We start from the raw sequence: 19,313 nt of genomic DNA on the forward strand, positions 1-19,313 counted from the left end.
TTGTACTTAGTGAGTTTTTTCAAAGAATGAAAATTGAAAAAACGGTGGAGAATACATGAATCTGCTACTTATAGGCGTGTTACTGGCGTTAATTGCGATAGCCTACCAAATTGGTCTCGCAAAAAGTCGTAACTTAGCAGGTAAGGGAAATAACTCAGCAATGTTGCACTCGCGCCCAGGTTATTATGGGGCATTGGTTGCGCTGTGGTGTGGTATCCCTGCTTTTTTAATTTTGATTGTTTGGAATATTGTTGAGCCAAATATTTTGCGCCACATTGTGATGAATAATGTTCCTGCAAATGTGATGAGTGGCTTAGATGCTGCTGGTGTTGAAGTTCTCCTAGATCGTGTTCAGGCAATTGCTTCAGGGTTTGGGGTAAGTGATCAAGCTGCACCATACGAAATAGCTGCTGCACAACAATTAGCAAAAGTAGAAAGCATTGGTTCTTTTGCAAAACTGGCGGTTGTGATTTGTGCGGCTTTGGCTGGTTTAGTTTGGGCGAAAAAACGTGTTGAAGGTCAGTACCGCGCACGTAACCAAGTTGAAAAAATTATCAATGTCGGTCTGGCATTGTGTTCAGGTGTTGCCATTTTGACAACAGTCGGCATTGTTATGTCGATGTTCAATGAAGCGGTACACTTCTTCCGTTTCGTAAGTCCAATGGATTTCTTCTTTGGAACCGAATGGAACCCTGGTTTCAGTACCTCGGGCAATGCAGAAGGCAGTTATGGTTTACTTCCATTAATTTGGGGAACCTTGATGGTCAGTGGTATTGCACTACTGGTCGCAGTACCTTTGGGTTTAATGATCGCCATTTACTTAGCAGAGTATGCTTCTTCAGGTTTCCGTTCTTGGGCAAAACCTGCCATTGAAGTCCTCGCAGGGATCCCGACCATCGTTTATGGTGTATTCGCGATGATGATCATTGGTCCATTTTTCAGAATGCTCGGTGAACAAGTTGGCGTGAACATTAATGCGACCAGTGCGCTGACCGCAGGATTCGTAATGGGGATTATGATTATTCCTTTCGTATCTTCACTTTCAGATGACATCATTACTCAGGTACCTCGTGCTTTACGTGATGGCTCCTTAGGTTTGGGAGCAACCAAGTCTGAAACGATCCGCAAAGTGGTGTTACCTGCAGCTTTACCTGGTATTACAGGTGCCTTCTTACTAGCAGTTTCACGCGCAGTGGGTGAAACGATGATTGTGGTTTTAGCCGCAGGAAATAGTCCATTACTACATGCGAATCCACTTGAAGCAGTGTCTACCGTTACCGTAACGATTGTAAAGCAATTGACAGGGGATACAGATTTTGCGAGTCCACAAGCATTGGTTGCTTTTGCACTGGGTCTGACCTTATTTGTGATTACTTTGGGTCTGAACATTATTGCACTCTACATCGTGCGTAAATATCGCGAGCAATACGAATGAGCACATCAAATTCTTCTCCTATGGATCAATCAATTGATTCGCAATCGGCTGCTGCATTACGTGAAAAACGTAAGAAGACCATTGAAAACTCTTTGTCTAAACGTCATCGCAAAGAAAAGATCTTTCGTAGTTTTGGCTTGGCAGCAGTAATTTCTGGCTTGTTCTTTGTAGTTTTACTGTTTGGCAGCATTTTGGCAAAAGGTTTACCTGCTTTTTGGCAAACCAGCATGACAGTTCCTGTGTATTTTGACCCAACTATCGTGAATGCAGGTGCTAAACCTGTACAACGAGCAGATGAGTCACCAGCACAGTTTCAAGAGCGTTATGTGGCTTGGCAAACTGAAATGGGTATGGTGGATTGGGATGCATTGATTGTGAATGGTCTGATTAAGAAAGACCCTTCACTGGCAACTGATCGTGACGAGTTAACCAGTATTTATACTGACTCCGAATCGTATCGTTTACGTGATATGGTGTTGGCTAATCCAACGTTGATTGGTAAAACTGAAGACATTAAGTTGTTAACAGAAGCTAACGTCGATGTGTGGTTGGCAGGGAACATTGATCGTGATCTTCCAGATGATCAACAACAATTAAGCCCAGAAGTTCGTCAGTTGGCGGATTCTATGGAGGCTAAAGGGGTGATTGAAAACACCTTTAATACCAATATTTTCACCAATCCTGACTCGCGTAGTGCGCCAGCAACTTCAGGTTTAGCGGGTGCGTTCATGGGCTCGCTGTTCATGATGTTGATTGTGATCTTTATCTCGATTCCAATTGGTGTAGCATCAGCAATCTATCTTGAAGAATTTGCGCCAAAAAATCTCATTACCGATATTATTGAAGTCAACATTAACAACCTTGCGGCTGTTCCTTCGATTGTATTTGGTTTGTTGGGTGCAGCAATCTTTATCGGTTGGATGCAATTACCATTGTCTGCACCATTGGTGGGTGGTTTAGTGTTAAGTCTAATGACTTTACCTACCGTAATTATTACCACACGTGCTTCTTTAAAAGCTGTACCGCCCTCGATTCGTCAAGCGGCATTGGGCTTAGGTGCATCACGCATTCAAACAGTTTTCCATCATGTTCTTCCTTTAGCACTCCCAGGGATCATGACAGGTTCAATCATTGGTGTTGCACATGCCTTGGGTGAAACGGCTCCACTATTATTAATTGGAATGAGCGCCTTTGTTGCCAGTATTCCAACTACACCGTTAGATCAAGCCACAGCATTACCTGTACAAGTTTATTTATGGCAGGGTAATGAGTTACGTAACTTCTTTGAAGGGCGTACTGCGGCAGCCATTATCGTACTTCTTGCATTAATGATTGGATTAAACAGTCTTGCAATTTGGTTACGTAAGAAATTTGAAGTCCGCTGGTAATTGAGGGCAATATATGAATACTGTAGTAAATAACTCTTTAGAGCAGGACAAGTCAGTGAATCCACAACAGACTCAATTTACATCTCCTGAAGCTGATTCCAAGCGCCAAACTTCGTTTATTTCACAGTTTGATACGCAGGCTTCTGCAAAAAAAGAAAACGAAACCGCCAAAGTAAAACTCAGCACTTCTGATGTTCATGTCTATTATGGTGAAGCTGAAGCGATTAAAGGGATTGATTTAGAAATTTACCAAAATGAAGTGATCGCGTTTATTGGTCCTTCGGGTTGCGGTAAATCAACCTTTTTGCGTACCTTAAACCGAATGAATGACACCATTGATTCGTGTCGTGTGACGGGCAAAGTCTTGCTTGATAATCAAGACATTTACGATCCGAATCTCGATGTGGTTTTGCTACGTGCACAAGTGGGTATGGTGTTCCAAAAGCCAAACCCATTCCCAAAGTCTATTTTTGACAACGTTGCCTATGGTCCAAAATTGCATGGCTTGGCACGTGATAAATATGACTTGGAAGAAATTGTTGAAAACAGCTTGCGTAAAGCGGGTCTTTGGGATGAAGTTAAAGATCGTTTAAACCAACCGGGTACTGGTTTATCAGGTGGTCAGCAACAACGTTTATGTATTGCACGTACCATTGCTGTGAGTCCAGAAGTGATTCTGATGGATGAACCATGTTCAGCACTTGATCCAATTGCGACGGCAAAAGTAGAAGAATTGATTTCAGAGCTTTCAACGCAATATACCATTGCGATTGTGACTCACTCAATGCAACAAGCAGCGCGTGTTTCAGACCGTACCGCTTACTTCCATTTGGGTGATTTGATTGAAGTGAACTCGACTGAGAAAGTTTTCACTCAGCCTGATCATCAGTTAACAGAAGCGTATATTACAGGTCGTTTTGGTTAATCAAAGCTACTGTACGCTAACCGCAAATTTGAATTTGCGGTTTTTTTTGCCTTGAATGATTTGTGCTGGCTTTAAATGTAGAAAGTGGATGATTTTAAGGCAATTTTTTATCGTGATATTCTTGCAAAAACAACATTGAATTTTTGCGATAAAAGCCTCATCTTATAGTCAGTCCAAACAAAATTGAGAATTACTTACATATGTTATTTCAATTGCCGAAGTTGCCTGCGGAAATACGAGTTAGTCACTTAAACGCACGCGTAAATGAACAAAGAAAGAAAATTGCGCAAACCACCGCTTCAAAATTAGAGTTTTTACAACTCACGCAACAATTGGCGAAAGAAACTCGCGCACGTAAAAAGAACAATCAAAAAGTCTATGTCTTAGACTTTAAAGGTGATACTGCGGCCTCTGCGGTAGATAATATTCGTGAAGAAATTACCCTGATTTTAGCGACTGCGAAGGCTGGGCGTGACCGTGTTGTGGTACGTTTGGAAAGCCCAGGTGGCATGGTGCATGGTTATGGACTTGCTGCTGCACAATTAGTGCGTCTACGCGATGCAGGCTTTCAATTGACCATTTGCGTCGACAAAGTGGCTGCAAGTGGTGGCTATATGATGGCGTGTATTGGTAGTGAAATTATCGCTGCGCCATTTGCGGTGGTTGGTTCAATTGGTGTAGTGGCACAAGTCCCGAACTTTAATCGCTTATTGAAAGAACATCATGTCGATTTTGAACTGTATACCGCTGGTCAATTCAAACGTACTGTGACCATGTTTGGCGAAAATACACCTGAAGGTAAAGCGAAGTTTGAAGAAGAACTGCAACAAACGCATGAATTGTTTAAGCACTTTGTCGAGAAATACCGCCCACAACTGAATATGGAAAAAGTTGCTACAGGCGAGCATTGGTATGGTCGTGATGCGCTAGATTTGAATCTGGTTGATAAGCTCCAGACTTCAGATGAATATTTATTGGGTTTATTGCCACAACATGATGTCTACGTGATTCAAACACGCCGCAAACCGACGTTGGGCGAGAAAATTGGCTTACAGGCAGCGCATATTGCAGATCAGCTGGTTCCAACTGTGATGCATAAAGTAATGGAAAGTCTCAGCAAGGCAAATGCGAATCTCTTACAAATGCGTGACCCTAAATTATAAGATTATAGAAAAATCTGCATGGATAAGCTCACTTCGGTGGGCTTTTTAATTTATGTGAAATGTTATAGTACTTTTAACTTATAAAAACACAGCATAATTTACATAGAGATGAGTATATTTTTAGGATTTCTCGGATTTTTAATTTTAATCATTTGTCCTGCATATTTTGCTTTGTATATGGAAGCAAAAGGAGGGAACGAAGATAAGAAAAAGATTATATTCATTCTGGCTTTTCTTCCAGGTGTTCTTGTTTTGGCTTTGGCTGCCTATTTAAAAGAAGATAAGCCAATAGAATTATCTCAAGCCTGCGGTGTGGTGAAGTTCTATAAAACCTATGCGGTTAAACGTGATCATTTTGAACGTATCGCCATCCAATTTGAACATTCAAAATATAATAGACATCTAAGATTTGATGAGAAACTGCTCAGAAAATCTAAAGGGGAATATGTCTGTTTTGAATATTTGGATAAGTTTAAATATTCAGATTTAGCGGAGTCTAAAATTTTAAGATGGATTAATGAATAGAAAATATTACTCTTATATTTGCCTTAAGGTTGGGAGTGACTGATTCTATTGGGTGCTAAAATCAATTAGCAGTTATGAGTTTTAAACACTTGTCGTAGATATATGCCACCAGTAATTATGGCACCCACTGTTGCCAGCAGCATGTCCATGTGTGCATCCCAAATATCACCTTGTTGCCCATTGTAATTCTCTGCATCTTCAGGGGAAAGTTGAATGGCAATCAACCATTCCACCCATTCATATATAAGACTGGTCGCCATTACAAACTGGATGACCAATAAGAACAGTACATAGGGTTTGAGCTTGGGTAACCAAACCTGAAAGAGGCGATAGAAAAAAGGGTATAAGCATAGTCCATAGACCAAATGAACCAATCGATCATACATGTTACGTGTCCAACCCAAAGATTGGTTTAAATCAAAATTGAAAAGTTGCAGTATCCATTTGTTATAAGGTACATAAGAATATAAATAATGTGCCCCTAGAATATGAACCAACAAGAAGCCTAAATAGAGGCTAAAAGAAATAAAATCGAGTCCAATTTTTTTTAAAGTAAGGATCAGTGCAAGCAGCATAAATACAGTGCCTGCTTGGTGTAACAGATAAGATTCGAACTCTAAAGGTTGAATACTGGCAATGAAGACGGCGACTGCAATCAGTGCAAGACAAGTCCAGTGTTTAAACGTCAGTTGATATTCAATCATGTTGTTCTATTCGTATCTGTGATCAAGCAGGGCATAAAAAAGCGAAGCCTAAGCTTCGCTTTTCAAATTAACAGCTAATTAGATTTTAGCAATTAAATCTTTAATTTGTTTTGCTTGGTCTGCTGCATTACCAGTGTAGCTTGCAGGTGTCATTTCAGCTAAACGCGCACGATCAGCAGCTGGTACAGCTTCAAGTTCAGTACCATTGACGAAGTCAACCATCATGTCACGCGTCATTGCTTGACCACGAGTAAGGGCTTTTAATTTTTCGTAAGGTTTTTCGACGTTGTAACGACGCATAACAGTTTGAATTGGTTCAGCAAGTACTTCTTGAGCATTGTCTAAATCTTCAAGAATACGAGCAGCATTCAGTTCTAGTTTACCAACACCTTTTAAGCAAGCTTCAAAAGCAATTAAGCTTTGTGCAAAACCAACACCCATGTTACGAAGTACAGTCGAGTCAGTTAAGTCACGCTGCCAACGAGAAATTGGTAATTTTTCGCCCAAGTGTGCCAATACTGCATTCGCAATACCCAAGTTACCTTCAGAGTTTTCAAAGTCAATTGGATTCACTTTATGCGGCATGGTTGAAGAACCCACTTCGCCTTCTTTAAGTTTTTGTTTGAAGAAACCTAAAGAGATGTAGCCCCATACGTCACGGTTAAAGTCGATTAAAATGGTGTTGTAACGACGTAACGCATCAAAAAGTTCCGCCATGTAGTCATGTGGTTCAATTTGCGTGGTGTACGGGTTAAAGTCTAAACCTAAAGATTCAACAAATGCTTGTGAATGTGCAGGCCAGTTGATGTCTGGGTAAGCTGACAAGTGTGCGTTGTAGTTACCCACAGCACCATTGATTTTGCCTAGTAATTCTACATTTTGAAATTGTTTGATTTGGCGTGCTAGACGGTAAGCCACGTTCGCCATTTCTTTACCTAAAGTGGTAGGGCTAGCCGTTTGACCGTGGGTACGAGAAAGCATTGGTTGATCAGCGTGCTTTTCAGCCAATACCACAATCGCATCAATAATTTGCTGCATAGAAGCAACCAATACATCACGACCATTTTTCAACATTAATGCATGAGATAAGTTGTTGATGTCTTCGGAAGTACAAGCAAAGTGAATGAATTCACCTGCATTTTTAAGTTCATCAATATGGGCAATTTTTTCTTTTAAGAAATATTCAACCGCTTTTACGTCATGGTTGGTTGTACGTTCAATTTCTTTAATGCGGTTTGCATCTTCTTCAGAAAATTGAGCAACGATAGCATCTAAAGCTGCATTTGTTTCAGCAGTAAATGCTGGAACTTCAACAATTTCAGGGTGGTTCGCAAGCGCTTGCAACCAACGCACTTCAACAGTCACACGAGCGTGGATTAAACCAAACTCAGAGAGGAAAGGACGCAAAGCATCACATTTGCTAGCGTAACGTCCATCTAATGGAGAAAGTGCAGTTAAAGCGTTCATGGTGATTCCTTAAACTTTGGAATAAAACGTAAAACGAAAATTTCGTGCAACATCAGGTTAGACCACCTGATATTGTAAACGAGCGAGATCTTGAATATCTTGGAGCAGTTTGCGTTTGCTAAAAATCATGCCCCAAGAACTTCCACCCAGCTGGCGCCACAAATGAGCCATTTGTAGACCGGTAAAGAGGGCAGCGCGAATTCGGTTAGTGTGAGCTGCATCCTTAAATGCTTCTGCATTGCCACGCACCATAATCCGAGGATTGATTTGTCCTGCGGTATCGACATAGGTTTGGGCTAAGTTGGCAAGAATGCTTGGATGCGTATAGTTATTATCGAAAAATGAGAGCTGTTTTAAGATTTTTTGTTGTGATTTTTCAATGATTTCTACAAATTTTGGGTTGCTATACACTTTCTTTTCTAATTGTAATAACGCCATGGCATAGGACATTGGCAGCTTGGCATTGGAAAGTTTTGGTAAACGAGATTTGGGTGCTGGATTAAACGGTTGAGTAATGCTGCTTTCCAGTGCTTTTAATCCAAGCGAGATATCAGCGAGTTGATTGAAAAAATCTAGGGTTTGGCAGGACTGGTTGGAGGTCGGACGAATATTCAGGCTGGCTTTAATGAGCTGCTCTAAATAGAAATTCCCGCTATCTCCGATGCTCTGTCGTCCAGAAATAGCGGTCATATGGGTGAGTTGCGTTGCTTGAAACACAGCCGCAAGCGCCAATGCTCGATTTTGACGTTGACTTAAAGTTTGAGGCTGTTGAAACGGTAACTCAACCATACCGAACAATCCTTTTATTCAATAAAATCTGGTTTAGGGGCATTGGTGTGATGAATCACGCCACCACCTAAACACACATCATCTAGATAAAACACAACACTTTGACCAGGGGTAACAGCACGTTGCGCTTCATCAAACTCAACCCGAACACCATTTGGCATCGTGTCATCTTTATATAATACGCAAGCTTGGTCGGGTTGGCGATAACGGGTCTTTGCCGTACAGCGGAAACCTGTTTCAGGAATGTCTTGTTCACCTGCAACCCAATCAATTGCTTCACTCCAAAGCATAGTGCTTTGCATGAGTGGGTGATCATGACCTTGACCAACCACGAGACGGTTATTTGCAATATCTTTGTGTAATACGAACCAAGCACCTTCTTCAGCGCCTTTCATACCACCAATGCCAATACCGCCGCGTTGACCGAGCGTATAGTACATTAAGCCGTGATGTTCACCAACCTCTTTCCCGTTATCGAGGACAATTTTTCCAGGTTGAGCGGGCAAGTATTGTTTCAAGAAGTCATTAAAGCGACGTTCACCAATAAAACAAATGCCTGTTGAGTCTTTTTTCTTCGCGGTGACTAAACCCAGTTCTTCTGCAATACGGCGAACTTCTGGTTTTTCAATTTCACCCACAGGGAACAAGGTTTTATTAATTTCACGCCCATGTACGGCATGTAAGAAATATGTCTGGTCTTTGTTCTGGTCTAAACCACGAAGCAGAGGAGCATATTCCTCTCCACGAGAATTGGTCATGGTTTCACCACGACGGCAATAATGACCTGTCGCAATAAAATCTGCACCTAAATTTACCGCATGGTCGAGGAAAGCACGGAATTTAATTTCTTTATTACACAGGATGTCTGGGTTTGGGGTACGGCCTGCGGCATATTCGGCAAGGAAGTGTTCAAATACACGATCCCAATATTCCATGGCGAAATTGGCGGTGTGTAATTTAATTCCGATTTTATCGCAAACAGCTTGTGCATCGGCAAGATCTTCCATTGCTGTACAATATTCCGTGCCGTCATCTTCTTCCCAGTTTTTCATGAAAAGTCCTTCAACTTGATATCCTTGTTGAAGAAGAAGTGCTGCAGATACAGAAGAGTCTACACCACCAGACATACCGACGATGACACGTTGTTGCATAGGATTAAGCATCCAGATTTGAGATAAAAGGAGAGTTTTGGTGCTCGTAAATGAGCGATAAAGGGTATTGTTGCCCAGCAAGCGCATCTTTGACCGCTTTAATGACTAAAGGACTACGTGCACGAGCAGTTTCTTGAAGTTCGTCCAATGTCATCCATTTAGGACCGACAATTCCTCGATCGAGTTCAGCTTCAGGAAAATACTCTAAGACATGCGCTAAAAAACAAAATCTAAAATAAGTACGATCAGGGAACATCGGTGGGGTGTAAGTATAAATGCCTAACAAGGCATCCACTTCAACTGCATGACCTGTTTCTTCCATGGTTTCACGAACAGCCGCTTGAATAATGCTTTCACCACATTCAACATGCCCAGCTGGTTGATTAAACACGGTGTGTGTAATGCCTTCACTGTGCTCTTCAACAAACAGAAACTTTCCGTCTTTTTCAACGACAGTGGCTACGGTGACATGAGCTGCCCAAGCGGTCATAAAAAAGTACCATGGAATAAAAGGAGTATTCTACAAAATTTAGGGGGGGATGGCTATGTTGACAGGCAGTTTTCTTTGGGGTAGCTATTTCACAATTTCTTTCATCTTAAGATTTATTTCTTTTAAGCGGTATTGTGTTAATTTTAGAAAACTAAATTGATTCAAACTAAAAAAATAAGATTAATCAAAGAGAAGAATAATGCCAAAAACGATAGTGATTTCTTTATGTTTGATTTTCCTCACTGGATGTTTCCAACGAGAGAAACCTGTGCTTTCAAAAGAAGGAGATATTGTGACATGGAAACAAAATGATCATTTGATTGTTAAAGCTATATTAGGTGAAAGACGAAAACATATAGTTAACACACATTGTAGACGATGTGAGGTTGAATTTTATCGTCCAGAGAGAGAGCATTTTTTAGGGCAATTTCCTATAGATTATATTCCTGAAAAATTTTCTAAGATTAATAAGCTAGAAGCAAATAGTCTGCCAAATCCTTATTCAAACTATCAACTTGAATTTAACTTTATGCTGAATGGATCAACCGGAACTGCTACAGATAAATCTATTTATAGTCAAGATGGTATGGACCATCCAGACCAAGTTAAAGTTATTGTAAATAATCGAGATATAAAAAAAACAACAGGTGAAATATATAAAATTTTTTTTAAAAAAAATAAAGATATTTTTGATGAAAAAATGTTTATAGAGTATGGGTTGTATTGTTACCCCAGAAAAGACATTAAAAATATTTGGTGTTTTGGTGAATCTGATAATAATAGGGTTTCAGGTTTGATGGTTGCATTTATGAGTAATAATAGGGTGGTTGTTCAGTCTAGAGAGAGTGTTTATGGGGGAGTTGAAGTTTATTGGGTTGTTAATAGGAAGAATCTAAAATATTGGAAAAAAATAGATGCTAAGATATGGGATCTTCTTGATGTATGGAATGTATCTCCACTTTCGGATCCAAGTCAGTGAATTAGTTAATTAAAAAGCCATGCCAATGTGCAAAATTATGAGTTTTTTTCTTTGAAAGATATTAGGGTGTGAAATTTAAAGCTCTTAAATCGACATATGATATTGATTTTAAAAATAAATTTATGAAAGAAAAAGTGATTGATTCTTGGGGAAGTGACTAGCGTTATATTCACCAAATTTACATGTACTAGAAAAGTTATTCGAATTTAACGCTATTGCTATTTCTAGATGCTTAGTCTATTTTCATTGTATGAATTATTCTTCCTTACCGAAACGACCTCGCGGTAGACCAACCAAACATGGTGGGAACTATGCAGACACGAAAGATGTGTTAATCCGCAGAGGGATCGAGTTACTGACTGAACGTGGTATGAATGCCATGAGCTTGGATGATCTGATGAAATCAGTCCAAGTGCCTAAAGGGTCTTTCTACCATTATTTTGCAAATAAAGAGGCTTTTATTTTAGAAGTCTTAAATGCGTATGAGCTTTATTTTGTGAAGCGATTAAAGCAGTTTTTAAGCCCACCCGATCTTTCTCCATTGGAAAGGCTACAAAATTTTGTCAAAGATGCAGGTGAAAAACTGCAAAAATACGATTTTAAACGCGGTTGTATTTTAGGCAACTTAGGGCAAGAAGTTTCGTATTTACCACCTGAGATTATCGCTCGAATCGAAAGTATCTTTAAGGTATGGGAGAAATTAGTTTCAGATTGTTTGTATCAGTCAGATGCAAAATATAGCGTAGTTGATTGTGATGAAGCTGCTTATCAGTTTTGGATTGGGTGGGAAGGTGCGGTACTGAGAGCACGTTTGGTCAAATCTACCAGTCCTTTAGATGCCTTTTATCGCTTGTTTGCGGTCGGGGTAGAACAGCTAAATTGTGTTCAAAATTAAGTAAAAAATAAATGCAGATGTACGCATTTATTTTTTACTTAATTCTAGACATGCAGTCTAATTAAATAAAGAGGAAGTTTTATGTACAAGGGTATTCAAATCACTAAAGATGATGCAGGTTACAGCTCAAAAATTACAGAGATGGTTGAAAAACATTTGCAAGAAGGAGAGGTTAGAGTCGAGGTAAAGTATTCAACCTTAAATTATAAAGATGCGTTGGCGATTACTGGGCGCGCTCCAGTGGTACGTAGCTTTCCGTTGACCCCAGGCATCGATTTTTCAGGTGTCGTGATTGAATCAACACATCCAGCATGGACAGAAGGGGATGAGGTTGTACTGAATGGCTGGGGCGTGGGTGAAAAATATTCTGGAGGACTGGCTGAGCAAGTGACGGTTTCAGGTGATTGGCTCATCAGAAAACCTTCAGCTTTTTCTTTTAAAGATACGATGATCATTGGTACAGCAGGTTATACCGCTATGCTATGTGTCATGGCTTTGCAAAAGCACGTTATCCAGCCGAGTGATGGAAAAATTTTAGTGACGGGTGCAAATGGCGGCGTGGGTAGTATCGCCATTATGCTTTTGAAGCATCTGGGTTATGAGATAACCGCCTCAACAGGTCGACCTCAAGAATCAGAATATTTAACCTACTTAGGTGCGAGTGAAATTATAGATCGTATTGAATTATCTTCGCCAGGAAAGCCATTGAGCAAAGAAGTTTGGGCTGGTGTGATTGATACTGTCGGTAGCCATACTTTGGCAAATGCATGTGCTGGAACCCAATATCGCGGTGCTGTTGCTGCGTGTGGTTTGGCAGGGGGGATGGATTTTTCTGCTACAGTTGCTCCCTTTATTTTGAGAGGAATCACCTTATATGGAATTGATAGTGTGATGGCCCCAATTGAATTAAGAACAGAAGCTTGGCAGCGTTTGGCTACAGAATTAGATCAAAGTAAATTGGAAACAGTAACGACTGAAATTCAGTTAACGGATGCTATCAATCTTTCAACTGACATTTTAGATGGAAAAGTCAGAGGTCGAGTTGTTGTAAAACTATAATCTGACAAACTCATTCATAAATGCTTATTCATCTAATGCTCTCAGGTGAATGAGCACTCATACTAAAGAATCACTATTTTAATCCTCTGGAGTATTCTTTCTTAAACATAATGGTTTATCTACAAAGGATTAAAAAAGCCCCAAACTATGGGGCTTTTTAATTAATCTTGTTCTCGGTAATTATTCGCCACTTTCACATAATGGCGCGCAGAATAAGTGAGAAACTCTTTTTCTTTATCAGTTAAAGGCCGTGCCTGCTGTACTGGACTGCCAACATACAGATAACCACTTTCCAGTCGTTTACGCGGTGGAACAAGACTACCCGCACCAATCATCACATCATCTTCGATAATGACATCATCCAATACAATCGTGTTAATCCCAACCAAAACGCGATTGCCAATTGTACAACCATGCAAAGTGACATGATGCCCAATGGTAACATCTTCACCAATAATAAGTGGAGAACCATTCGGTTTAGCATCATTTTTATGGCTGACATGCAGCATACAGTGATCTTGTACATTGCTGTATTTACCAATGCGAATGCTATTTACATCACCTCGAATCACGGCAAAAGGCCACACGGAAACATGATCAGCCAGAACAACGTCACCGATAACAACTGAGGCATCATCCACATAGCAGCTTGCATCAATTTTGGGTTTGCTATCGAGATAAGGACGGATATTTTTTTTCATGTTGTTACAGCATCATTCAGCAATTTAATCTGAGTATAAAAGAAAAAAGCACTCGTATTTGCATACGAATGCTTTAACTTTAGTTTAAGCGGTTAAGGCTTAAAATAAGTTTGCGAAGAATTGTTTAATATGGTCGATTAAACGAGAGAAGAAACCCGCTTCTTCAACCGCTTGTAATGCAACCAATGGTTTTTCAGAAATCACTTTACCGTCTAAGCTTGCAACGTATTTACCAATTACTTGACCTTTTTGTAATGGTGCAGTGAGTTTAGGCTGAACGACCAATTGAGTTTTGATGGCATCAGCTTTGCCTTTAGGCATTGTCACGTTGAAGTTTTCAGCCAAGCCAATTTGAACTTCGTTTTCTTTACCAAAGTAAACTTTTGCTTTCGCTAAAACTTGGTTCGCAGGTTGAACTTTAACAGTTTCGAAGTTTGCAAAGCCCCACGCCAATAAGGTACGTGTTTGAGTTGCACGCTCTTGGATAGTTGGTGTGCCAAATACCACAGAAATCAAACGCATTGGACCACGTTTTGAAGACGTCGTGACGCAGTAACCTGCTTCTTCGGTATGACCGGTTTTTAAACCGTCAACACTTGGGTCTGTATACAACAGGGCATTACGATTGCCTTGTTTAATGCCATTGAAGGTAAATTCTTTTTCAGAATAGATTGGGTAGTATTTTGAACTGTCATGAATGATATGTTGCGCAAGCATTGCCATATCTTTAGCAGTTGAATAGTGACCGTCTGCAGGCATACCTGTTGAGTTAATGAAGTGGGTGTTGGTCATCCCCATACGTTTCGCTTCTTCATTCATCATGTAAGCGAAAGTACCTTCATTGCCTGCAATATGTTCAGCCATTGCTTTAGAAGCATCGTTACCTGACTGAATAATAATACCGCGCAACATTTCTAAAGCTGTTGCAGTACCATTTAAAGGAACATACATACATGATTCTGTGCTACTGCCACGACACCATGCAGATTCGTTCATACGAACTTTTTCATCTTCAGTCAGCTCGCCCTTCAACAGTTTTTGTTCAATGATGTAACTGGTCATCATTTTTGTCATTGAAGCAGGTGCTAACTTTTCATTTTCATTTTTTGCTGCGAGGATTTGCCCCGTCTCATAGTCCATCAAAACATAAGATTTATTATTGAGTTCTGGTGGCGTAGATAAGACAGTTGCTGCGAAAGAGAAACTTGGTAATAGTAATGTTGCAGCAAGGGCGCTTTTACGGATCATTTCTAGCGGGTTCCAATATCTTGATGTAAGCACAAAGAGCTTAGCATTCTAGGATAAAGCATAGCCGACTTCTACCTGTGAAATCGGCTTATTTCAAAAGTATTGTAACCAATTTGTTTCAATTGCTATAGGTGGTCAATTCTTGACAGATTTCTTTATTTTTATCGTCGCCAGCACTTTTAGCATCAGATTCTGCTTCGGCTAAAATCGGTTTAAAACTTTTAGATTTGCTCAATTTCATTAAAGCACTTACGGCATCTTTTTCTTCAGGAAGATGTTCTTGTGCCAACTTGCTATAGCCTTGTTCAAAGCCATCTTTATTGTCAACTAACTTTGGGCAAATCTCTGAAAGTACATAAATCGCAGCCAGTTCTTGTTGAGTAACTGTTTGGTTTGGCGTGACTTCGATATTTTCGTCTTTGCTTTCTTCAGCATGTGTGAGGGAAAAAGTTAAAGCAGTTAGTAAAGCTAATGATGTTGTTTTTAAAGCGGCAAATTTCATAAACAATAAACTCAAAAAAGATAAATCGACTTGAGCTTAGGTTAACCCGATTGAGCAGAAATGGAAGAGGGGAAATGTATATAAATGGTTGAAAGGATGGAGAAGAAATGAATGATGTGATTGTCGGTTTTGTGCTTACGAATGACTCAAGTACAAGTCATTCGTAAGATTTTTAGATTAAGCTTGATATTCAGCTACATCCATACACACAGCATGCTGTTCTTCTTTACTGGTTTCTTGAGCGGCTTTGCGTGTTTCTTGCAAAATTGATTTGTATTCTGGATCGGCTTGTAATTTATCTAAAGTCATCGATGCATCAGAATATTCTTTTAAATACATCTTCGTGAGTGTTTGTACATTGGCATCGAGTTTGGCATTTTTCCCAATCACAGCAGGGCATACTTCAGCCATAATTTGGGTAGAGGCAATATCTTCTTTGACAATACTGTTGGCTTCTTCTTGAGTTAAGCCTTCGTTGGCACTGACTGCTTGAGCAAATAAAACTGCGAAACCTAACCCCAAAACACGACGAAATGATAAAGTTTTAATCATTGTAAGACACTCATTTAATGATAGATATTGTGCGCTAATATATATAATTTCACATATAATTCAATGAAATGTTCTAGTCAGTCACGTTAAAAAGCGAGTTTTTTGTGAATATTCTAATTGCAAATACACATTTGTTATTTAAGTTATTGATTATATTAAATTGTATTTATTTTATTGTTAATATTACCCGCTAAGTTACCCGTTTTTATAGAATCAATACACAAAATAAAGCCTGCTAAGAGCAGGCTAAATCTTTCGGTTTAAATTCTTCAACTTTTCGCTTCACATAAGACTCATGCCAAAAGACATCTTTCTTATTTATCCGCACTGGTTGCTCAATCTCACCTAACTTCACTTTATTGTAAAATGCATCCTTTTTAATTGAAAGGAGCTGCATAAATTCTTTCGCTCGTACGCGACGATCAATATTCATCATGTCATCTCCAATCTTTTACCCGCTTTGATTTCAGCATCTGTGGCGTGCGTCAAGCAGCTTAAAGGATAGCAGTCACCATCATCTAAAACAGCCAGATTTATACCATCGTCATCTGCAAAAAAATCATCAATTTTAAATAACTCATTGAAACCAAACTGACCATCATTTGCTTTAACCTTATCCCCAACCTCAAAAATATTGTGCTGGCGGCGGTAGTCTAAAAGTGCATCACGGATCATGTCTGCTGTAATAGAGGAACAACATTGAAGAATAGAACTTTCTTCTTTCAACTTCAGTTCGCGCTTACTTTTTTCATACCCACCTAATTGCTCAATCAGATTCATGACTTTGCTCCTGTTCTTCGATTTTTCCACCACAAAAACAACAATGCTTCATATTGTTATCATCAAGCGTTCCATCGTTAGACAACTCGAAAGTATGTCCGCATGAGCTTTTAAAGATAGATCCATCATAGCTTTCTACCCAAGCACATTCAGGCACCGCTTGGGATTTGGCTTGCCATTTCGCACGCTCGTAGAGTTCACCAAGCACCATTGATTTAGCTACGATCATCTCTAGGTGCTCAGCTTCATCATTATTTAAATAATGTTCTTCAGTAAATGCTTCTGTCATTGCTGTAATTTCAGCATCAAGTGTTTCTGTATTTTGTTCAGTAACTATATTTTTAATATCCATCATTCCACCCAATAATCTATTAAATTAGTTAATTACATCGAATTTAGAGCCTACTTTGTTATTAAAGTAGGTAAGTGGTTTAAGTTGCTTCGATCTCAACCGGCTTTCCATCAATAAGCACTTGAATCTGAATTAACCCATTAGTACGACATTCCATTAATTTTTTGAAAAGTGCAGGGGCTAAAAGCAAATCACGTTGGTTTACTTCACCAGTACGAACCGCAATAGTTTCAACGGATTTCAAAAGCTCGCGCACTTCGGGCATTGTTATTTCGTTCATGCTGCCACCTCTTTTCTAGCGATACGCATTTGTTGCTTTGCAATGCGGTCACAGTGCTTATTTGACGTAAACCGATTTTCTGTTTTCTTGCTGTGACCCTTTACGTGTCTGCATTGAAGTTCAAGCAGTAAATCTTTTGCATAGTCAAAAATGTAATCCAGCACGTGAGATACATCGGGGCGTGGAAGTTTCTTTCTGGTGATGCACTGAACCACGCCAAGATTGTCGAGCTGAATTAAAACCTTATCGCCTGATTGGATAAGCCCAGAGCGAATACTCATATTGAGAGCATTTGCTACAGCCTTCATTTCAGCCTCGTAGCTGTCTTTAATTTTCCCTTGAAAGGGTTTACCGCCAGCCAATTTCCCACGATCAGAGGCACACCAAAAACCAAAACCACCAACCATGTTTTGTGAGCAATGCGAAGCATCGGTCATTAGAGTTACTCGCATATCAATCCCCACGACGACGACGGAAGTCTGGATAAATTGGCGATTCAGGAAGTTGAACCATCACACCAAGTGATTTGTACTCTGGATCTACAACAGGCAAACCACTTGCCACACGCCATGTTCTATATGAGCCTTCCATCCATGAATTACGGTATTTAAGGCTCTCATCTTTTGAGTAATCACCCTTTAAAGTGAATGACTTATGAACCTGCTCAAACGCATATTGATCATGTGTAATCTGATCAAAGTTGATTAATGAAACAGGGTCGAGCAGTTCACCAGTTAAGCTCTCAAAGTGAGTGCCGATGCGTACTGCATCAACACTTTCACCGTTGGGTAAGATTGCTAAATATGTGGTCATGATGGCGCTCCAGTGTTGATAATTTCAGCTTTCACATCATTGAAATGCTTCAACTCAATTTCAGTTAGTGCGTCAATTCCAAGATGCTCACATACAGCTTTTGTATCAAGATTTAAGGATGCTATTAGGTCTAGCAACTCATCACGCTGGATATCAGAAATCGCATTGAATTCTGGTGGATTAGCCCAGCAATTACGCTCTTTATCAAAATCACAATTTAGATGCTGTGCTCTTGATTTAAGAGCAAGGCGCATGTTGTTGTAATACATGTGCTCTTTATCTAACGACTCTGTTAATTGATTTAAGTCACTTGCGTATTGAGCTTCTTCACAGCTTTGAGTGAAGTTATTAAACTCATCAATAGCTTTATTTGTAGCTAACTGAGCAGGGGTCAATGTGTTGATGTGATCTTTAGCTTGTTTAATCAACTCAGCTAAAAATGACGGATTTTCCTTTAAGTCAGGAATCCACACCTCACCAGTATCACCACCTAAAGCACCAGCATTTTTTGCATGATGAGTGTCAGATGGATTGAAATTAATAACACGAGCTGACTTGCCATCTTGGGTTCTTACCGTGGTGAGATATCCCATAACATCAGCAATTCGATATAACTCATTTCGGTTTTTACCACCCAGGTCTGGACGGTAAATCACTTGATCACCGTTCTGATCTTCTGAGGCATGAGCTAAGAAAACAACGTCTTTACCCATGCTAATCAGCATGTGGACATAGTTCTTAAACATGACATTTGCTGAACCTTGGGCTTTTAATTTAAGTGTTCCATCCTTTTGGCGATTCAAAGGGATTGAAAGTAGGTAAGACTTAATGCATTCAAGCATTGCCCCAACAGTATCTAAAACAATAGTGTTATAAGGCGCTAAATCCTGAGCGTTTAAGTTAGCTACATCAGTCCACTGTTGCACTGGAACAACAGCTCCGCGTCTTAATTCACCAGTACGGTGGGAGCCTTTGTCAAAGTCAAAAGAAATAGCTTTGTCACCAGTAAACCCAAGAGATGTTTTACCTAAACCAGGATCCGCATAGATGTAAGTGATAATTGCACTTACATTAAGCGGCTGGTCGGCAGAAATAATTTGAAGAGCCATAATTGA

The 19,313-nt window shown here is 39.8% G+C and carries 24 protein-coding genes; 8 read left to right on the forward strand and 16 right to left on the reverse strand.

Features of this window, described 5'->3' with window-relative positions:
* The first annotated feature begins 55 nt into the window (after nt 1-55).
* The 5 genes from pstC (at nt 56) to ACWQ4X_RS02195 (ending at nt 5,436) form a co-directional block, all read left to right on the forward strand.
* On the forward strand, nt 56-1,435 hold the full coding sequence (pstC, locus tag ACWQ4X_RS02175; RefSeq protein WP_457902542.1) for a phosphate ABC transporter permease subunit PstC: 1,380 nt from the start codon (nt 56-58) through the stop codon (nt 1,433-1,435).
* Nucleotides 1,432-2,823 (forward strand): phosphate ABC transporter permease PstA, encoded by a 1,392-nt coding sequence (pstA, locus tag ACWQ4X_RS02180; RefSeq protein ID WP_457902543.1) that lies wholly within the window; start codon nt 1,432-1,434, stop codon nt 2,821-2,823. Before pstC ends, pstA begins: the two co-directional genes overlap by 4 nt.
* Nucleotides 2,824-2,836: 13 nt before the next feature.
* The gene (pstB, locus tag ACWQ4X_RS02185) at nt 2,837-3,748 is read left to right on the forward strand and encodes a phosphate ABC transporter ATP-binding protein PstB (protein ID WP_100241283.1); all 912 of its coding nucleotides are present in this window, start codon (nt 2,837-2,839) and stop codon (nt 3,746-3,748) included.
* Nucleotides 3,749-3,948: 200 nt separating this feature from the next.
* Complete coding sequence (gene sohB / locus ACWQ4X_RS02190) at nt 3,949-4,911, forward strand: protease SohB (protein ID WP_457902544.1); 963 nt, start codon at nt 3,949-3,951, stop codon at nt 4,909-4,911.
* A 108-nt stretch (nt 4,912-5,019) separates the two neighbouring features.
* Nucleotides 5,020-5,436: a hypothetical protein gene (locus ACWQ4X_RS02195; protein ID WP_457902545.1), complete on the forward strand. Its 417-nt coding sequence runs from the start codon at nt 5,020-5,022 to the stop codon at nt 5,434-5,436.
* Between the two features lie 65 nt (nt 5,437-5,501).
* Here ACWQ4X_RS02195 and ACWQ4X_RS02200 read toward each other — a convergent pair whose 3' ends face one another.
* The 5 genes from ACWQ4X_RS02200 to ACWQ4X_RS02220 all read right to left on the reverse strand — a co-directional run bounded on the left by ACWQ4X_RS02200 (nt 5,502) and on the right by ACWQ4X_RS02220 (nt 10,037).
* Complete coding sequence (locus tag ACWQ4X_RS02200) at nt 5,502-6,140, reverse strand: DUF2238 domain-containing protein (RefSeq protein ID WP_457902546.1); 639 nt, start codon at nt 6,138-6,140, stop codon at nt 5,502-5,504.
* 78 nt (nt 6,141-6,218) lie between these two features.
* Entirely contained in the window at nt 6,219-7,607 is a 1,389-nt protein-coding gene (gene purB / locus ACWQ4X_RS02205) for an adenylosuccinate lyase (RefSeq protein ID WP_457902547.1), read from the reverse strand.
* A gap of 57 nt (nt 7,608-7,664) precedes the next feature.
* Nucleotides 7,665-8,396, reverse strand: coding sequence for a high frequency lysogenization protein HflD (hflD, locus tag ACWQ4X_RS02210; protein WP_142768249.1), 732 nt, complete (start codon nt 8,394-8,396; stop codon nt 7,665-7,667).
* Between the two features lie 14 nt (nt 8,397-8,410).
* A complete protein-coding gene (mnmA, locus tag ACWQ4X_RS02215) occupies nt 8,411-9,547 on the reverse strand; it encodes a tRNA 2-thiouridine(34) synthase MnmA (RefSeq protein ID WP_457902548.1) in 1,137 nt (378 codons plus the stop codon).
* A 4-nt stretch (nt 9,548-9,551) separates the two neighbouring features.
* Nucleotides 9,552-10,037 (reverse strand): NUDIX hydrolase, encoded by a 486-nt coding sequence (locus tag ACWQ4X_RS02220; protein WP_100241278.1) that lies wholly within the window; start codon nt 10,035-10,037, stop codon nt 9,552-9,554.
* A 199-nt stretch (nt 10,038-10,236) separates the two neighbouring features.
* On the opposite strand from ACWQ4X_RS02220, the gene ACWQ4X_RS02225 reads away from it, so the two are divergent.
* The 3 genes from ACWQ4X_RS02225 (at nt 10,237) to acuI (ending at nt 12,970) form a co-directional block, all read left to right on the forward strand.
* Entirely contained in the window at nt 10,237-11,016 is a 780-nt protein-coding gene (locus ACWQ4X_RS02225) for a hypothetical protein (RefSeq protein WP_457902549.1), read from the forward strand.
* Between the two features lie 250 nt (nt 11,017-11,266).
* Nucleotides 11,267-11,911: a TetR family transcriptional regulator C-terminal domain-containing protein gene (locus tag ACWQ4X_RS02230; protein WP_457902550.1), complete on the forward strand. Its 645-nt coding sequence runs from the start codon at nt 11,267-11,269 to the stop codon at nt 11,909-11,911.
* Between the two features lie 81 nt (nt 11,912-11,992).
* The gene (acuI, locus tag ACWQ4X_RS02235) at nt 11,993-12,970 is read left to right on the forward strand and encodes an acrylyl-CoA reductase (NADPH) (RefSeq protein ID WP_457902551.1); all 978 of its coding nucleotides are present in this window, start codon (nt 11,993-11,995) and stop codon (nt 12,968-12,970) included.
* 161 nt (nt 12,971-13,131) lie between these two features.
* Here acuI and ACWQ4X_RS02240 read toward each other — a convergent pair whose 3' ends face one another.
* From ACWQ4X_RS02240 to ACWQ4X_RS02290, 11 genes are all read right to left on the reverse strand, one after another.
* Nucleotides 13,132-13,671, reverse strand: a complete 540-nt coding sequence (locus ACWQ4X_RS02240) for a gamma carbonic anhydrase family protein (protein WP_457902552.1) — start codon at nt 13,669-13,671, stop codon at nt 13,132-13,134.
* 99 nt (nt 13,672-13,770) lie between these two features.
* Nucleotides 13,771-14,919, reverse strand: a complete 1,149-nt coding sequence (gene dacC / locus ACWQ4X_RS02245; RefSeq protein ID WP_100242918.1) for a D-alanyl-D-alanine carboxypeptidase PBP5/6 — start codon at nt 14,917-14,919, stop codon at nt 13,771-13,773.
* Between the two features lie 118 nt (nt 14,920-15,037).
* Nucleotides 15,038-15,421, reverse strand: a complete 384-nt coding sequence (locus ACWQ4X_RS02250; protein WP_457902553.1) for an MCR_0457 family protein — start codon at nt 15,419-15,421, stop codon at nt 15,038-15,040.
* A 177-nt stretch (nt 15,422-15,598) separates the two neighbouring features.
* Nucleotides 15,599-15,973 (reverse strand): MCR_0457 family protein, encoded by a 375-nt coding sequence (locus ACWQ4X_RS02255; protein WP_100242916.1) that lies wholly within the window; start codon nt 15,971-15,973, stop codon nt 15,599-15,601.
* A gap of 235 nt (nt 15,974-16,208) precedes the next feature.
* Complete coding sequence (locus ACWQ4X_RS02260) at nt 16,209-16,406, reverse strand: helix-turn-helix transcriptional regulator (RefSeq protein ID WP_106405828.1); 198 nt, start codon at nt 16,404-16,406, stop codon at nt 16,209-16,211.
* Nucleotides 16,406-16,753, reverse strand: coding sequence for a hypothetical protein (locus ACWQ4X_RS02265; RefSeq protein ID WP_457902554.1), 348 nt, complete (start codon nt 16,751-16,753; stop codon nt 16,406-16,408). The genes ACWQ4X_RS02260 and ACWQ4X_RS02265 overlap by 1 nt, the downstream gene beginning before the upstream one ends.
* Nucleotides 16,740-17,105: a hypothetical protein gene (locus ACWQ4X_RS02270; protein ID WP_457902555.1), complete on the reverse strand. Its 366-nt coding sequence runs from the start codon at nt 17,103-17,105 to the stop codon at nt 16,740-16,742. The genes ACWQ4X_RS02265 and ACWQ4X_RS02270 overlap by 14 nt, the downstream gene beginning before the upstream one ends.
* A gap of 79 nt (nt 17,106-17,184) precedes the next feature.
* The gene (locus ACWQ4X_RS02275; RefSeq protein ID WP_457902556.1) at nt 17,185-17,385 is read right to left on the reverse strand and encodes a hypothetical protein; all 201 of its coding nucleotides are present in this window, start codon (nt 17,383-17,385) and stop codon (nt 17,185-17,187) included.
* The gene (locus ACWQ4X_RS02280; RefSeq protein WP_457902557.1) at nt 17,382-17,822 is read right to left on the reverse strand and encodes an RNase H family protein; all 441 of its coding nucleotides are present in this window, start codon (nt 17,820-17,822) and stop codon (nt 17,382-17,384) included. Before ACWQ4X_RS02280 ends, ACWQ4X_RS02275 begins: the two co-directional genes overlap by 4 nt.
* 16 nt (nt 17,823-17,838) lie before the next feature.
* Nucleotides 17,839-18,198, reverse strand: a complete 360-nt coding sequence (locus ACWQ4X_RS02285) for an acetyl esterase (protein WP_457902558.1) — start codon at nt 18,196-18,198, stop codon at nt 17,839-17,841.
* Nucleotides 18,195-19,307 carry an ATP-binding protein gene (locus tag ACWQ4X_RS02290; protein WP_457902559.1) on the reverse strand — a complete coding sequence of 371 codons (1,113 nt, stop codon included), beginning with the start codon at nt 19,305-19,307 and terminating at the stop codon, nt 18,195-18,197. The genes ACWQ4X_RS02285 and ACWQ4X_RS02290 overlap by 4 nt, the downstream gene beginning before the upstream one ends.
* Nucleotides 19,308-19,313 lie beyond the last annotated feature (6 nt).

This window comes from Acinetobacter sp. NigerLNRRAM0016 (genome assembly GCF_054112845.1).

Excerpts from the sequence above, each read along its gene's own strand:
- pstC (WP_457902542.1), top strand. The coding sequence starts at position 56 with ATGAATCTGCTACTTATAGGCGTGTTACTGGCGTTAATTGCGATAGCC.
- pstA (WP_457902543.1), top strand. The coding sequence starts at position 1,432 with ATGAGCACATCAAATTCTTCTCCTATGGATCAATCAATTGATTCGCAA.
- pstB (WP_100241283.1), top strand. The coding sequence starts at position 2,837 with ATGAATACTGTAGTAAATAACTCTTTAGAGCAGGACAAGTCAGTGAAT.
- sohB (WP_457902544.1), top strand. The coding sequence starts at position 3,949 with ATGTTATTTCAATTGCCGAAGTTGCCTGCGGAAATACGAGTTAGTCAC.
- ACWQ4X_RS02195 (WP_457902545.1), top strand. The coding sequence starts at position 5,020 with ATGAGTATATTTTTAGGATTTCTCGGATTTTTAATTTTAATCATTTGT.
- ACWQ4X_RS02200 (WP_457902546.1), bottom strand. The coding sequence starts at position 6,140 with ATGATTGAATATCAACTGACGTTTAAACACTGGACTTGTCTTGCACTG.
- purB (WP_457902547.1), bottom strand. The coding sequence starts at position 7,607 with ATGAACGCTTTAACTGCACTTTCTCCATTAGATGGACGTTACGCTAGC.
- hflD (WP_142768249.1), bottom strand. The coding sequence starts at position 8,396 with ATGGTTGAGTTACCGTTTCAACAGCCTCAAACTTTAAGTCAACGTCAA.
- mnmA (WP_457902548.1), bottom strand. The coding sequence starts at position 9,547 with ATGCAACAACGTGTCATCGTCGGTATGTCTGGTGGTGTAGACTCTTCT.
- ACWQ4X_RS02220 (WP_100241278.1), bottom strand. The coding sequence starts at position 10,037 with ATGACCGCTTGGGCAGCTCATGTCACCGTAGCCACTGTCGTTGAAAAA.
- ACWQ4X_RS02225 (WP_457902549.1), top strand. The coding sequence starts at position 10,237 with ATGCCAAAAACGATAGTGATTTCTTTATGTTTGATTTTCCTCACTGGA.
- ACWQ4X_RS02230 (WP_457902550.1), top strand. The coding sequence starts at position 11,267 with ATGAATTATTCTTCCTTACCGAAACGACCTCGCGGTAGACCAACCAAA.
- acuI (WP_457902551.1), top strand. The coding sequence starts at position 11,993 with ATGTACAAGGGTATTCAAATCACTAAAGATGATGCAGGTTACAGCTCA.
- ACWQ4X_RS02240 (WP_457902552.1), bottom strand. The coding sequence starts at position 13,671 with ATGAAAAAAAATATCCGTCCTTATCTCGATAGCAAACCCAAAATTGAT.
- dacC (WP_100242918.1), bottom strand. The coding sequence starts at position 14,919 with ATGATCCGTAAAAGCGCCCTTGCTGCAACATTACTATTACCAAGTTTC.
- ACWQ4X_RS02250 (WP_457902553.1), bottom strand. The coding sequence starts at position 15,421 with ATGAAATTTGCCGCTTTAAAAACAACATCATTAGCTTTACTAACTGCT.
- ACWQ4X_RS02255 (WP_100242916.1), bottom strand. The coding sequence starts at position 15,973 with ATGATTAAAACTTTATCATTTCGTCGTGTTTTGGGGTTAGGTTTCGCA.
- ACWQ4X_RS02260 (WP_106405828.1), bottom strand. The coding sequence starts at position 16,406 with ATGAATATTGATCGTCGCGTACGAGCGAAAGAATTTATGCAGCTCCTT.
- ACWQ4X_RS02265 (WP_457902554.1), bottom strand. The coding sequence starts at position 16,753 with ATGAATCTGATTGAGCAATTAGGTGGGTATGAAAAAAGTAAGCGCGAA.
- ACWQ4X_RS02270 (WP_457902555.1), bottom strand. The coding sequence starts at position 17,105 with ATGGATATTAAAAATATAGTTACTGAACAAAATACAGAAACACTTGAT.
- ACWQ4X_RS02275 (WP_457902556.1), bottom strand. The coding sequence starts at position 17,385 with ATGAACGAAATAACAATGCCCGAAGTGCGCGAGCTTTTGAAATCCGTT.
- ACWQ4X_RS02280 (WP_457902557.1), bottom strand. The coding sequence starts at position 17,822 with ATGACCGATGCTTCGCATTGCTCACAAAACATGGTTGGTGGTTTTGGT.
- ACWQ4X_RS02285 (WP_457902558.1), bottom strand. The coding sequence starts at position 18,198 with ATGACCACATATTTAGCAATCTTACCCAACGGTGAAAGTGTTGATGCA.
- ACWQ4X_RS02290 (WP_457902559.1), bottom strand. The coding sequence starts at position 19,307 with ATGGCTCTTCAAATTATTTCTGCCGACCAGCCGCTTAATGTAAGTGCA.